Annotated in this window: 12 protein-coding genes and 2 pseudogenes; 5 read left to right on the top strand and 9 right to left on the bottom strand. The window is 70.1% G+C overall.

From position 1 onward, the window contains the following. Nucleotides 1–96: 96 nt before the first annotated feature. From FGD71_RS39905 to FGD71_RS39895, 3 genes are all read right to left on the bottom strand, one after another. A complete protein-coding gene (locus FGD71_RS39905) occupies nt 97–1,122 on the bottom strand; it encodes an SDR family oxidoreductase (RefSeq protein WP_119105443.1) in 1,026 nt (341 codons plus the stop codon). 155 nt (nt 1,123–1,277) lie between these two features. After that, on the bottom strand, nt 1,278–2,081 hold the full coding sequence (locus tag FGD71_RS39900) for a DUF427 domain-containing protein (protein WP_119105442.1): 804 nt from the start codon (nt 2,079–2,081) through the stop codon (nt 1,278–1,280). A gap of 107 nt (nt 2,082–2,188) precedes the next feature. After that, nucleotides 2,189–2,857: an NUDIX domain-containing protein gene (locus FGD71_RS39895; protein WP_119105441.1), complete on the bottom strand. Its 669-nt coding sequence runs from the start codon at nt 2,855–2,857 to the stop codon at nt 2,189–2,191. A gap of 260 nt (nt 2,858–3,117) precedes the next feature. Here FGD71_RS39895 and FGD71_RS49440 point away from each other — a divergent pair. Further along, nucleotides 3,118–3,288: pseudogene (locus FGD71_RS49440) on the top strand (amidohydrolase family protein); the annotation flags it as partial. A gap of 62 nt (nt 3,289–3,350) precedes the next feature. Beyond that, nucleotides 3,351–3,671, top strand: a pseudogene (locus FGD71_RS39880) (SDR family NAD(P)-dependent oxidoreductase); the annotation flags it as partial. Here the strand turns inward: FGD71_RS39880 and FGD71_RS39875 are convergent. The 5 genes from FGD71_RS39875 to FGD71_RS39855 are packed head-to-tail and all read right to left on the bottom strand — an operon-like array spanning nt 3,666 to nt 8,981. Beyond that, the gene (locus FGD71_RS39875; protein WP_119105440.1) at nt 3,666–4,700 is read right to left on the bottom strand and encodes a Gfo/Idh/MocA family protein; all 1,035 of its coding nucleotides are present in this window, start codon (nt 4,698–4,700) and stop codon (nt 3,666–3,668) included. The pseudogene FGD71_RS39880 and the gene FGD71_RS39875 overlap by 6 nt on opposite strands. Further along, nucleotides 4,697–5,722: a Gfo/Idh/MocA family protein gene (locus tag FGD71_RS39870; RefSeq protein WP_119105439.1), complete on the bottom strand. Its 1,026-nt coding sequence runs from the start codon at nt 5,720–5,722 to the stop codon at nt 4,697–4,699. The genes FGD71_RS39875 and FGD71_RS39870 overlap by 4 nt, the downstream gene beginning before the upstream one ends. A 15-nt stretch (nt 5,723–5,737) precedes the next feature. Beyond that, entirely contained in the window at nt 5,738–6,565 is an 828-nt protein-coding gene (locus FGD71_RS39865; RefSeq protein WP_119105438.1) for a carbohydrate ABC transporter permease, read from the bottom strand. Beyond that, complete coding sequence (locus FGD71_RS39860; protein ID WP_240437006.1) at nt 6,562–7,626, bottom strand: carbohydrate ABC transporter permease; 1,065 nt, start codon at nt 7,624–7,626, stop codon at nt 6,562–6,564. The genes FGD71_RS39865 and FGD71_RS39860 overlap by 4 nt, the downstream gene beginning before the upstream one ends. Further along, nucleotides 7,623–8,981, bottom strand: coding sequence for an ABC transporter substrate-binding protein (locus tag FGD71_RS39855; RefSeq protein WP_162931354.1), 1,359 nt, complete (start codon nt 8,979–8,981; stop codon nt 7,623–7,625). Before FGD71_RS39855 ends, FGD71_RS39860 begins: the two co-directional genes overlap by 4 nt. Nucleotides 8,982–9,319: 338 nt before the next feature. On the opposite strand from FGD71_RS39855, the gene FGD71_RS39850 reads away from it, so the two are divergent. Continuing rightward, nucleotides 9,320–10,591: an ROK family protein gene (locus FGD71_RS39850; protein ID WP_162931353.1), complete on the top strand. Its 1,272-nt coding sequence runs from the start codon at nt 9,320–9,322 to the stop codon at nt 10,589–10,591. A gap of 122 nt (nt 10,592–10,713) precedes the next feature. Further along, complete coding sequence (locus FGD71_RS39845) at nt 10,714–12,084, top strand: KamA family radical SAM protein (RefSeq protein ID WP_205571194.1); 1,371 nt, start codon at nt 10,714–10,716, stop codon at nt 12,082–12,084. Here FGD71_RS39845 and FGD71_RS39840 read toward each other — a convergent pair. After that, on the bottom strand, nt 12,029–13,006 hold the full coding sequence (locus tag FGD71_RS39840; protein WP_162931352.1) for an ATP-grasp domain-containing protein: 978 nt from the start codon (nt 13,004–13,006) through the stop codon (nt 12,029–12,031). The two genes, FGD71_RS39845 and FGD71_RS39840, sit on opposite strands and share 56 nt — an antisense overlap. Nucleotides 13,007–13,121: 115 nt before the next feature. On the opposite strand from FGD71_RS39840, the gene FGD71_RS39835 reads away from it, so the two are divergent. Next, the gene (locus FGD71_RS39835; protein WP_162931351.1) at nt 13,122–13,838 is read left to right on the top strand and encodes a TfuA-like protein; all 717 of its coding nucleotides are present in this window, start codon (nt 13,122–13,124) and stop codon (nt 13,836–13,838) included. Nucleotides 13,839–13,879 lie beyond the last annotated feature (41 nt).

Here is a 13,879-nt window from a genome sequence, read left to right as displayed (position 1 = left end):
GCTCCCTTCGCCGCTGCTCGCTCGCTCCTGTCCTCGCTGCCGGAGGCGCTCGCCGAGTACCCGGGTCCGCGTCGCTCACCCACCGGAGGGGTCTGGTCAGCCGACCTTGTGTCCCGCCAGCGGAGCGGTCTCCTCGCCGGCGCCCTCACGCATGCCCCGCAGGACCTCCTCGACCGCCTCGACGGCGGTGTACCGCGGCCGCCAGCCCAGTTCGTGGCGGGCCCGGGTGCAGTCCATGAGGGGAAGCCGCAGCACCGCGTCGAACAGCTGCGGCGAGGCGGGTACCAGGTGCAGGCCCCAGGCCGCGGCGACGGCGGAGCGTGCCGCCCTGCGGGGCATCCGCACCGGCCGGGAGTGGAACAGCTCGCCCAGTACCTCGGCGTCCAGCGGTGGTTCGGCCGCCAGGTTGAACGCGCCGCGCGCCTCGCTCAGCAGGGCGAGCCGGTACGCCTCCGCCGCGTCATCGGTGTGCAGCGCCTGTACGCGCAGCCCGGGGACGTCCGGGACGAAGGGCAGGAGTTCGGGCCTGGCCAGAGGGCCGGGCTTGAAACGCCCGGCGAACATACGGCGTTGCTGGCTTGCCGACTCCTCCTTGAAGAGGAAGGCGGGCCTCAGACGGACGACCCGGATGTCCGGTTGCTCGTGCTCGAAGGTGTCCAACACGCGTTCCAGATAAGCCTTTTCACGGCAGTACGCGGCCTCCGGCCAGCCGTGCGTCGGCCAGGACTCGTCCACGGCGCGGTCGTCGGGGCCCGGCGAATAAGCGCCGACCGAGGAGGCGTACACCAGGGTCGGCACCTTGGCGGCGGCCACCGACTCGAAGACGCGGACGCTGCCGAGCACGTTGGTGCGCCAGGTCAGGGCCGGGTCCCGGGCGGGCTGGAGCTTCCAGGCGAGGTGGACGACCGCGTCGGCTCCCTCGAAGTGCTTGGTCAGGTCGGACCCGGCCGTCAGGTCCACCGCGACCCACTCGGCCTGCGCCGGTGGCTCGTCGGGCAGCCTGCGTGCCATACCGACCAGGGAGTCCACCCTCGGGTCCTCGCTCAGGAGGCGCACCAGGCTGGTGCCGACGTTTCCGGTCGCACCGGTGACGACGACCCGCATTCCGGCTGCGTTGCTCATGATCGGCTCCTCTCAGGAGGTTCGCCCCGCCGGGGTCACGTTCCTGGCCCATCACCCTGACGCGTTCCCCCTGAACAGGAGGCAAACGTTCCGGGACAGCGCCCCGAGGCCTCCCGAGCCCAGCCCAGCCCTCTGCCAGCAGGGCCCGGGCCCCGTCAGATCGAGAGCATCTTGGTGAACGGAGTGACGGGGCGCTCCACGCGTTCGCCGTCCACGGTGATGTCGACCGCCTCGTTGTAGAAAGCGACGAGTCCTTCGACGGCGGCCACCGCGGGCAGCGGGTCGGGATAGGTCCAGACGAGGTTCGGCGGGACGTCGGCTTCGCCCCGCCACGACCAGTACGCGGCGGTGCCCTTGTAGGGGCACTGGCTGCTGTGGTCGGTGGCGACGAGCAGGTCGAGGCGGACATCCTCGCGCGGGATGTAGTACCGCACCGGGAGGCCGGTCTCGAAAAGCAGGACCGGACGGTGGGTGTCCGCGACCACCGTGCCGTCTATCTCGACCCGGACGTGGCGGCTGCTCGGCAGCGCGTCCACCCGTTTGTGCGGGTCACGGGGGTGGACGAAGATCTCTTCCTCCTCTTCGTACCAGTGGTCGAGTCCCTTGCCGCGGTGCCAGAACCACTCGAACGCGATATGGCCGGCCAGGTCGTCGGCGGGGAACGTCCAGGCCACGCTCGCCAGCAGCTCGTCGCCGATGGCGAGGTCGTAGAAGACCCGTGATCCGGCGTGCCTGCCTGTCGGAGGGTTCTTCGCCGGGCGAAGCAGGTCCTCGCGGACCTCCGCGCGGGGGAAGGCGTACTGCGGAACAGGCAGGTCGGGCTCCCAGACGAGGACGGGGTGCCGGCTGTCGACGACTGTGACGTCTCCCTTACGGCCGCGTACCCAGCGTTCGCTGGGCTCCCACAGCAGGCCTTCCGGGGTGGTCCGGACGCCTCGCGCGGTAGGGAATGCACTCATGACCGCTCTCCTTCGGCTGCTCCAGGACGTGACTCTTCGGGTATTCCTCCACCGTCCCACGGCAGGACGTCGACGACAGGGTGAGCCGACGCGGTCATCGAGCGTTGTCACCGAGCGGGAGCGAACGGTCCCTCCAACGCCGCCCACTGGAGCAGCATGATCGTCTTCGCGTCGGCGATCTCGCCGGTGCGGATCATCTCCAGGGCTCTGCGGAAGGGCAGTTCGACGATCTCGATGTCCTCGCCCTCCTCGTCCAGGCCACCGCCTGTGTGGGTGCGGGTCGACGGGCCGTAGGCGGCGGCGTAGAAGCTGACGCGCTCGGTGACCGAGCCCGGGCTCATGTAGACGTCGAAGACGTGGTGAACAGTGCCGATGGTGTGCCCGGTCTCCTCCACCACCTCGCGGCGCACGGCGATCTCCGGGTGCTCGTCATCGTCGTCGAGCAGCCCGCCCGGCGTCTCGATCAGCATCCCGTCGCGATGTCCGTTGACGTACACCGGGAAGCGGAACTGCCGGGTGAGCAGCACGGTTTCACGCTCGGTGTCGTAGAGCAGCATGGTGGCGCCGTTGCCACGGTCGTGCGTCTCGCGCTCCTGGGTGCTCCAGGTGCCGTCGGCGTGCTGGAAGTCGAAGGTCGTGGTGCGCTCGACGTACCAGTGGCTGGACAGCAGTTTCACGTCGCGCACCCTGACGCGGGGGTTCCCGGTCAGGTCCCGGCCGACACGGTCGAGTCCGGTGCGGCCGCGACGGTCCGGGGTGTCGATGCCCGCGGTCATCGGACAGCGACCGTAGGGGAGAAGGCGGGAGAGTTGGTCATGCCCGCTTCTACCATCCCGGCCGCACCGGTGTCCTGTTGGTGGACCCGAAGCCCCGGCAGGACTCAGGCTCGCGGGCCGTCCTCCGCGACCGTCACCCGGCGACGGGCCAGGAGCAGTCCGGCCGCCACCGTTCCGGAGGCGAGGCCGAGGATGCCGACGGCGCTGGCCGGGCTGCCCACGGCGGACTCGGGCCCGATCAGCACGAGCGGGCAGATGAACGGTCGTTGATCACCGCCACGGGTGCCGACCGGGTCCTGCTGGGCAACCGACTTCCCGTTCGACATGGGCACCGAGGACCCGACGGCGCGCTGCGCGCCGCGCGGCTGCCCGACGCCGACTTCCACGCCGCACGAGGCGGCAACGCGTCCGCCCTCCTCCGTAAGGACTGACACCATGCGCCTGCTCACCCACCTCCGGCACGTCGACCTCGTGTGGACACGCCCGGCGGCCCAGCAAGTGGGCGCTGCGCGGCCTGTCGAAGACCGCGGCGACGGAACCGGGCCCGCGCGGCATCCGCGTGCACACCATCCACCCCGGCTTCATCGAGACCGACATGACCGCCTCAGCCCATCCCGCCTTTCGTGAGGCGAACATCGGCGAGACCCCGCTCGGCCGCACCGGCACGGTCGCGGAGGTCGCCCCGCTCGTCGTCTTCCTCCTCTCCGGCGACGCCTCCTTCATCACCGGTGCCGAGATGCCGGTCGACGGCGGTCTCACGGCTCACGGCGGCGCCAAGTCCGTCTCCGACGCCCTGCGCCCGCAGGCATCATGAAGCGACTCGCTGTACGTCGGCCAGGACGCATGGCCGGCCGGTGCGCAGGGACGCGTAGGCGGCGAGGACGATCCGCAGGGTGCGCAGGCCTGCCTCCCCGTCCGGACGGGGGCGGCGGCCGGTGCGTGCGGCGTCGAGGAACTCGTCGAGCATGGCCGCGTCCATATCGGTGCCGCCCGGCTCCCAGCGGCCGCGGCCGGTCGTGGAGTCGAAGCCGCCGAGCAGCCGGGGGAAGGCGTCGAACTCGACCATGGCCCGCTCCCCCACGCAGGTCAGGGTGAGTCCGCCCCAGGTCGGATGGTCCGCGGGGTGGCTCCAGCTGCAGTCGATGGCGGCGACGACTCCGCCCGGGTACCGGACGGTGACCAGCCCCGCGGTCTCGACCCCCGGGCCCGCCAGGTCCGCGTCGAGAACGGAGTTGGCCTGGGCGTACACCTCCGCCGCCTCTTCACCGCCGAGGAGGACGTCCATCAGGTCGGCGAGGTGCACGGTGTGGTCCATCACCGCGCCGCCGCCCGCCAGTTCGGGGTCGCCGAACCACGACCGGGAACGGGCCGGATTCGCCCCGTTGTTGGTTCCGTGGACGCTCACCAGCGCGCCGAGCGAACCGTCGGCGAGGGAGCGGTCGAGGGCGGCGAAGGCGGGGCTGAACCGTACGGGGTAGGCGGTCATCAGGCCGACACCGGCTCGGGCACAGGCCTCGATCATGGCCTGGGCGTCCGCCTCCGTCGTGGCGAGGGGCTTCTCGCACAGGACATGGGCCCCCGACGCGGCGGCCCGCTCCACCAGCCGCCGATGCCGGGCGTTCTCGCTGGTGACCACGACCGCGTCGGGTCGCAGCGCGAACACCGCGTCCCAGCTGTCGGCGTACGGCACACCCAGCCGTTCGGCGAGGGCGTGGCCCCGTTCGGGGTCGCCGGGCGGGGCGTCGGGATCGGCGGTGATCAGGTCGATGTCGTCCCGGTCGCGCAGCAGCTCGATATACGCCGTGGCGTGGACATGGGCGAAGGACAGGACGGCGACCCTCACGTGACGATTCCCTCCATCGAGGTGGACTGTTCGACCGAGGTGGACAGTTCGACGGCCCGGCCCGTGCGGGCGGACTCCACGGCGGCTTCGGCGATCCGGACGGCCGCCACCCCGTCTGCGGCGGTCACCCGGGGTTCCTGCACGCCGCCCGCGAACGCGTCCGCGAACTCCCGTATCTGGGCCAGGTAGGGCGACTGGCCGAAGTCCCCGGACGGGATGCCCTCGGGGTCCCCCGCGGTGCCCGTGACGCGCAGCGCGGGCGAGGCCAGCGAGTCGTGCCGTACGGTCCCGTCGGTGCCGGAGACATGGAAGGTCGTACGGAACGGGGTCGCCGGAGGTCCCCAGACACCCACGACCTGAGTGATGACGCCGCTTGCGTGGGTGAGCACGGCGGTCCCGGTCGCGACCGGGGCCGGTGGCACCGGGGCGGCGAGATGGCCGCGCTGGTGCGCGTGGACGCGTACGACCTCGCCGAACAGCCAGCGGGCGATGTCCATGTCGTGGATCATCTGGTCCGTCAGGATCCCGCCGGAGCGCGCCGGATCGGCGAACCACGGGCTCCAGGCGGGGTAGCAGCCGGTGCGGGTGAACCGGGCGACCGCGATCCTGCCCAGCCCGCCCCCGGCGACGACCGCACGCAGCCGGTCGTAGGCGGGGAACCAGCGCACGACGTGGCCGGGATAGAGCCGCACTCCGGCGGCGTCCGCGGCATCGGCCATCTCCTGGGCGTCGGCGGTCCGCAGAGCCAGCGGTTTCTCGCACAGGACGTGGGCCCCGGCGGCGACGGCCGCCAGCGTGATCCCGCGGTGCGTGTCGGTGGGGGTGCACACATCCACGACGGTGGCCCCGCTGATGGCCTCGTGCAGCGAGCTGTGCAGCGTCGCGCCATGGGCGCCGGCCAGTTCGGGTGCGCGCTCGTCGGGCGCGTAGAGGCGTACCCGCGCACCGAGCGCGGTCCACGCCGGCAGATGGACGCGCGCTATGCCGCCCGCGCCGATCACCGCTATGTCGAGTTCTGCCATGGGACGCACGGTCTCCTAGCCCTTGAGGGCGCCGCTGAGCACGCCGTTGATGAAGTGCCGCTGGAAGAACAGATAAACGAGGACGACCGGGGCGATCACGATAAGCGTCGCGGCGGCGAGCAGCGGCACGTCGACGCCGTACTGCCCCGTGAAGAAGCCGAGTCCGGCGGGTGCGGTACGCCGGTCGGGGTCCTGGATCAGGATGAGCGGGAGCAGGAACTGGTTCCAGCTCCAGACGAAGTACAGGACGCCGAGCGTGACGACCGCCGGGCGGGAGCTCGGCATCAGAACGCGCCAGAGGGTCGTCCACGAAGAAGCCCCGTCCAGTCGTGCGGCCTCGATGAGGCTGCGTGGCATCGCCGCGAAGTGTGCCCTCATCCAGAAGACGCCGAACGGCATGAACGCGCCGATCTCGGCGAGGGCCAGGCCCGGCACCGTGTTCGTCAGCCCCACCGCCCGCATGTCGTAGTAGAGCGCGATGACGGTGCCCTCGGTGGGGATGGACAGTCCGAGGAGCAGATAGCCGTAGACCTTGCCCCGGCCGGGGACGTCCATGGTCGCCAGGGCGTAACCGGCCAGCGTCGCGCACAGCACGGCGGCGGGCACGACGCTCACCGCGATCACCGCGCTGGAGCGCAGCAGTACGCCGAAGCCGGCCGCGGACCAGGCGTGGGCGAAGTTCTCCAGGTGGATGCCGCGGGGCAGGGCGAGGCCGGTCAGCGGAGTGCCGGCGGGCTGGAGCGCCGCCAGGAGCAGGGAGAGGAACGGGACGAGGACGATCGCCAGGAACAGGACGATGACGGCGGGCGCCGCGATCCGTGACGAGAGTGGACGGGCCGTCATGACTTCTCCCTCGCCAGGCGGTTGATGACGAGGACGACCACGGCGATGACCGCGGTCAGCACGACCGCCAGGGCGCTCGCCAGCCCGACCGCGCCGCCCCCGAAGGCCAGGCGGTAGACGAGGATCCCGGGAACGACGGTGCTCGTGCCGGGGCCGCCACCCGTGGTCATGTAGATCAGGTCGAAACTGGACAGCGCGGCGATCACCGTGATCGACAGGGCCACGGCGATCTCCGGCCGCAGCAGCGGCACGGTGATGGACCGGAACTCGCGCACCGGGCCCGCGCCGTCCATCCGGGCGGCCTCGTAGATCTCCTGGTCGATGCGCTGCGTTCCGGACAGGAAGAGCACCATGCACAGGCCCGACACGACCCAGCTGCCGATCAGCCCCACGGCGGGCAGGGCCCAGGTGAAGCTGCCCAGCCAGGAGTCCGCCAGCCGGCCGAGGCCCACCGCCCGCAGCCCCTGGTTGAGGGTGCCGTCGTCGGCGTACACCCAGCGCCAGATGATGGCGACCGCGACCAGGGGAATGACCTGCGGGAGGAACAGCACCGTACGGACCAGCACCGTGCCCCGGCGCCCGGAGCGGCGGGAGACGATCGCCGCCGCGACCAGGCCGACGCAGATGGGCAGGAGGGAGAAGAAGACGATGAGCGCACCCGCGTGCCAGGCCGCCGCGCGCAGTTGCGGATCGGCGCCGATGCGGCGGTAGTTGTCCAGTCCGACGAAGGACGGCAGGGTCACGCCGTCCCAGTCGAAGAGCGACAGATACGCGGTGTGCAGCGCCGGAAGTACGGCGAACAGTGTGTACGGCAGCAGGGCCGGCAGGACGTACAGCAGCGCCATGGCCCGCCGTCGCCGTCTGCTCGCCCGCGCTGCCCGTACGCTACCCACGGGCGCCGGCGCGCGGGTCGCCGTGCGACGGCCGGGGCGCGAGTCGGCTCCGAGGCCAAGACCGGGGCCGGCCCCGGCGTCCGTCGCGGCCCCGGCGTCGGTGGCGGCCCCGGCGGACTCGGAGCCGGAGCCCTGACCAGGGCCGGGAAGCCGGTCGGTGGCGGTCACTTGTGGTAGTTGTCGTAGTCGGCCTGGAAGCCCGCCAGGAACTTCTCCACGGTGACCTTGCCCCCGGCCAGCAGCTGCAGCTGGGTGGTGAGGGTGTCCGGCATCGTCGGGGTGGAGGCGTTCTGGATGAACGGCTGCAGGCCGGTGTCCTTGACGATTCCCTGCCAGCTCGTGCTCACATCGCCCAGCAGCCCGCTCTGCTGGGGCATCGCGCTCGCGTCGGGGGCCATGAAGCCCGCCTCGGCGGTGATGCCGGCGGCCTGCTCGCTCGCGACGAAGTCGAGGAACGCGGCCGCGGCGGCCGGGTTCTTGCACTTGCTGGACACGCAGTAGTACACCCCGGCGCCGGTGGTGCGCAGCTTCCCGTCCGCGGCGGCGGGGGGAACGTTGAAGAGGCCCGCCCGGTCCCCCAGCCCCTTGGCGACCGCCGCCGCGGCCCAGTTGCCGCTGATCCGGAAGACGCCCTCGCCCTTGGCGAACGCGGCGGTGGCGTCGTTGTCGGAGATGCCGTTGACCTTCGGGGAGACATAGCCCTTGTCGACCCAGCGCTTGAGGGTGGTGGCCGCGGTCACGGCCTCGGGGCCCGTGAGCGTGGCGCCCTTGTGACCGAAGGCCCAAGCCTCGCGGTCCTCGGGCTTCATGTAGACGGAGAGCAGGACGTTGAAGACATGGTTCAGGCCGCCGTCCAGATTGCCTTCGACGAGAGCCGTCTCACCGGCCGCCTTGGCCTTGGCGAACAGGGCCTCGAGCTCCTCCACGGTGGTCGGCGGGACGGTCAGACCGAGCTTCTTCGCCTTGGACTTGTTGTAGTAGACGGCCTCGAAGGACAGCCCGCCGGGCACGCCGTACAGGGCCCCCTCGCCGACCGTCTTGCCGTCCGCGGTGAGGGTGATCTGGTCCAGGCCGGGGAACTTGTCCGCCCAGCCGTACGCCTTGCCGTAGCTGCCGACGTCGAGCAGCAGACGGCCGCGGATCAGGTTCTGCATACCGGAGACGAACTGGGCGATGTCGGGGGCGCTGTCGGCCGACATGGTGGTGTTGATGCTCTTGAGGTAGTCGTCCCAGCCCGTGTACTGCCGTTTGACGGTGATGTTGGGGTACTTCTCGCGGAAGGCCGCGACGAGCCCGGGGGTCATCGTGGTGTCGTCCGCGTCGGCGAGCATCAGGGTGATCTTCTTGTCGGTCGGCACCGCCGTGGAGACCGGGCCGCCGCTGCTGCTCTTCTCGGCCGGCGAGGCCCCGGGAGTCAGGCTGGTGCACGCCGTGAGTACGGAGGCGCCGGCCGCGCCGGTGACGGCGAGAAAGGTGCGTCTGGACAGGGCGGACGGAAGGGCCGAGGACGGGGTCGGGCTCATGGGGTCTCCTGGGGCGGCGGGGAGGGAGAGGGAATGCCGGAGGGTGTCGCACGTGGGTGTACGCGGGTTACCGGAGTACGGGGCGGTGCGGAGACGTGGTGCATGAGGCCGCGGCGGCGAGCGGCGGCCACGTGGTGGGGAGCGCGTCGGCGAGCAGCTCGGCAGTGGCGACACGTGGGGGTGGAGCCGGTCGCCGCGGAGTGATTTAATAAAGCAGTTGCGTTTCATAATCATGATGGGCATGGGCAGCGTCAAGAGTCGATGGCTTGATTGTTATGGTCCCGAGTTGTTGCCCGCGGCCGTGTGCGACGCTCGAGACGCCCCACAGGAGGTTGATCTTGACCACGTCCAGGGCCCCCGGGACCCCCGGAGACCAGCTCCCGGAGCCGGCCGCGGCCGCCGCACCGGAGACGCTCTGGCCCCTCAGCGGGGTCACGGAGACCATCCCTCCGAGCCAGGGTCTGCCGGTGGTCGGTGTCGCCGACCTGCGCACCGCGAACGCTGCCGCCATCCTCGCCGCCGTCCGCTCGGCCGACCGTCACCTGAGGCTGTCCGAGCTGGTCAAGGCCACCCGGCTCTCCCGCCCCACGGTGGAGGCGATCGTCGAGGAACTCGCCGACTGCGGCCTCATCGAGGTCGCCCCCTCCCCCTCCGCTCGCGGCCAGCGCTCCCCCGGCCGGCCCGCCCGCCGCTTCCGCTTCCGTCCGCACGCCGGTTTCGTCATCGGCATCGACGTACGGCCCCGCTCGGTGACCGCCTGCCTGGCCGATCTCGACGGCCGGACCGTCGCGGTGGAACGCAGGACGGTGCGCGCCGACCTCACCGGGCGGGCCCGTGCCGGAGCCGTAACCGCCGTGGCGCGCGCCGCCGTTGACGGCGCCGGTGTCCACAGCCGGCGGGTGTGGGCCGCCACAGTGGGCACACCCGGTCTGGTGGACCGGGACAACACCCGTATCCGGCAGGCCGACAACCTCAAGGACTGGGCCCAGGTGGACATCGTCGGTGTGCTGCGCGACGAACTCGGCTGCCCGGTGGCCGTGGAGAACGACGCCAACCTCGCTGCCCTGGGCGAGCAGTGGCTCGGCGTGGGCAAGGACGCGGACGAGATGGTCTTCGTGCTGCTGGGCGAACGTCTGGGCGCCGGGGTCATCACCGGGGGGCGGCTGCTGCGGGGGCACCGCGGCGCGGCGGGAGAGATCGGCTTCATCCGCTTCCCCGGCCACAAGCCGCCGCGCCCCGGTCTGGTACCGCCCGCCTCCGAAGTCGTCCGGCAGGCGGCGGCCGGCGATCAGGACGCGGCGCAAGCAGTCGAGGCGTACGGGCAGCGGCTCGCCGAAGGAATCACCCCGGTCCTGCTGGCCCTCGACCCGGCGCTGGTCGTCCTCGGCACCAGTCTCTTCCCTTCCCCTGATCTCCAGCCGGCCGCGACCCATCTCCTCGACGCCGCCCAACGGCACGCCGAGGGCCTCCTCGTCGACCCGCCGCGATGGCAGCTGTCCGCCCTCGGGGACGAGGCGGTGGTCTCCGGCGCGGTCCGGTTCGCGCTCTCATCGGTCGAGGTCATCCTCCGCACCCGCCCCACCAGCCTCACCGCGGGAAGAGACCGCTGAGAGGAACAATCCTGCGTTCCGCTTCCCTCGGAGGCGTACTGGCTGTGGCGTGTGGTGTTTGCTAGAAGTGAGTGGAGCAGAACTGACAGTAGGGGGTGTGGCATGCGACGAGGGGGCTCAGCTTGCCTGTCCGGGAAGCGCCGGCCGACGTCTTCCGGCCGTACGGAAGCAGGGAACTGGACACGTTGTTACGCCGGTCGTCGCTGAGCGAGCGCTATCGGCGCGAGGCGCGGGCGGTCGCCGAAGTACTGCCGTTCCGCACGAACTCGTACGTGGTCGACCATCTCATCGACTGGTCGGCCGTTCCGGACGACCCGATGTTCCGACTGACCTTTCCGCAGCCCGACATGCTGCCCCGCGAGGACCGGCTCCGTGTGGCGGAGCTCGTCGCCTCAGCTGCCCCGCGCCGGCGAATCAATGAAGTGGTCCAGGGGATACGGCGACGGCTCAACCCCCATCCCGCGGGCCAGCGTGAGCGGAACGTGCCGATGGCCGGGGGGCAGAGAACCCCGGGAGTCCAGCACAAGTATCGCGAGACGGTCCTGTTCTTCCCGCGCCGTGGCCAGACCTGCCACGCCTACTGCACTTACTGCTTCCGGTGGGCGCAGTTCGTGGGCGACGCGGATCTGAAGTTCGCCGGTGAAGCGGAGCCACTGGTTCGGTATCTGCGGGACCATCCCGAGGTCACCGATGTGCTGGTGACCGGCGGCGACCCCCTGATCATGTCGGCGGGCGTGCTCGCCCAGTACGTCGAGCCGCTCCTCGACGGTGCGCTCGAGCATGTGTCGACGATCCGGATCGGCACCAAGTCACTCAGCTACTGGCCGCATCGCTTCCTGACCGACCCGGACGCCGAAGAACTGCTCGCACTCTTCCGTCGCGTCGTCCGGGCCGGACGGCATCTGGTGATCGTGGCTCACTACTCCCACCCACGGGAACTGTCGACCGACATGGCCGTCGAAGCAGTGCGGCGTGTGCGCGAGACGGGCGCGACCATCCGGGTGCAGGCTCCGGTCATCCGCGGTGTCAACGACGAGGCCGGGCTGTGGACCCAGTTGTGGTCGTCGTCGGTGCGGCTCGGCATGGTGCCGTACTACATGTTCGTCGAGCGGGACACGGGCCCGCAGGACTACTTCGCCGTTCCCCTCGTACGCGCCTGGGAGATTTTCCGGGATGCCTACGCACAGGTGTCGGGGCTCGGCCGCACGGCCCGAGGGCCGGTGATGTCCGCCGACGAGGGCAAGGTCTGCGTGGACGGTACGTTGACGATCGGCGAGGACAAGGTCTTCGTGCTCCGATACCTGCAGGCGCGCCAACCGTCGTGGGTGGGACGGCCGTTTCTCGCCCGGTTCGATCCACGAGCCATCTGGTGGTCCCAACTCGAACCGGTGTCGGACGTCTTGGGCGGCCGCCCCTGGGAGCGGCCGCCCGGCCAGTTCATCCCGGGGAGCGCTGGAGCAGCCGGGCGATCAACTCGACCTGGGCCGCGGTGATGCCGCGTGGCGTGAGGTCCAACTCGGTTCCCTCGACGGGTTCCCAGCGGCTGACGGTGGGGTTCACCTCGATGACGACCGGGCCGTCGGGGCCTTCGACGACATCGATGGTCGCCATGTCGAGCCCGAGCGCTCGGACGCTTCGCACCAGCAGGTCTTCGAGATCCCCGGTGAGCGGAGCGGGAGCCCAGCGCAGCGGGTGGAGCAGGCTCCGCACACTTCCGTCCGGCGCGGTGCTGATGTGGTAGTGGCAGGAGGCGACCTGATCACCGATGACGACCGCGCGCAGATCGCGCCCCGGATTTTCCACGAACTTCTGGGCACAGAGCACGGCATGGCGCCTCAGCCAGTGCCACAGCACGATGTCCTCGCGGAGCCCGAGAAGACTGCCGGGCTGTCCTCCCTTGCCCGCGGCCAGGAGTCGGATCACATCCACCGAGGCGTGCCCCGTGATGGGTTTGACGATGACGTCGCGCCAGTCCGCGAGGCATTGCTCGACGTCGTCGGCGCTGCGCACGGCACGCGTCGGCGGTACCGGAACTCCGGCTTCGGCGAGCGCGGCCGCCTGCCAGATCTTGTTCTGGCAGACGCGAAGGGCATCGACCGCGTTGACCAGCCGGGTGCCGCACCGCTCAAGCATGCTGAGCCAGTCGTAGAGCAATGCCATGTCGCCCTCGACGTGCCGGGTGAGCACGCGCGCCGTGACGACGGCGAGTTCTGGCGCATCGCGTATGCCTTGAGGGCCGGAGAATCCGGGCGGGGAACCGTGCGGCAGGATTTCTCCCCAGTCGACGCGCTCCGACCCAATCCCCTGATCGGTCAATGCGGTGCAGAGCGTGTCGACCTCCCAGTCGCTCTGGATCCTGTCCAGCAGCCACACGGACTCACCCACAGCCACCTCCGCGTCGAGACGTTTCGACATCGAGCGTTCGATGCTACCTTGCCAGGCTTCTCTCTGTTTCTGTCCTGCCTTTCCCAGACTGTGATTCTGCCCAGATCTGTCCAGCGGGGTGCGCTTTATGAGGACGTGTGTGTTCGTGGGTCCGACCATCCCTGCGACAGAGGCCAAAAAGATACTGGCGATGGCCGATTTCTTTCCACCTGTCGCAGTGGGTGATGTTCTCAGAGCGGTAGAGGCCGGATATGAGACCTTGGTGTTGATCGACGGTTATTTTCATGGCGTGCCGTCGGTGTGGCACAAGGAAATCATGTACGCATTGTCCCGCCATGTCACCGTTGTCGGATGCTCGAGCATGGGGGCGCTGCGAGCGGCGGAATTATGGCCGTACGGAATGGCGGGATGTGGCCGGATCTTCGCGGCCTACCGCGATGGAATTTACGAAAGCGACGATGAGGTCGCCCTGATGCACGGCGACGAGGAGTCCGGCTACCGCTCGGTGTCCCAGCCGCTGGTCAACATCCGCCACGGCCTCGCCCTGGCCCGCCGCTCCGGCGTGATCTCCGCGGACCTTCAGGGGCAACTCATCCAGCGTGCTCAGGAGTTGTTCTATGGGGACAGACACTGGTCCAGGGTGGTGGAGGATGTTTCGAGCATCACGGGCAGCGAGGCCGAGGCCGCGCACCTGCGCCGGTTCCTGCGGGAGACGGACTCCGACCTCAAGCGCGCCGATGCGGTCGAGACGCTATGGCGAACTGCAAACGGAGAAATCGAACGTAGTGGAGTGGCCGAGAACTTCACGTTTGAGGAGACCCATAGTTTCCTTTTACTCAGGGCAGCCGAGGGAACGAATTAGCCGTACCCGCAGGACACATTGACGGCAATTGTGATCATGAC

It is taken from the genome of Streptomyces sporangiiformans (genome assembly GCF_005768555.2).
Taxonomy (GTDB): domain Bacteria; phylum Actinomycetota; class Actinomycetes; order Streptomycetales; family Streptomycetaceae; genus Streptomyces; species Streptomyces sporangiiformans.
Note: the sequence above shows the minus strand (reverse complement) of the source record. Positions and strands in the feature narration are given on the sequence as shown.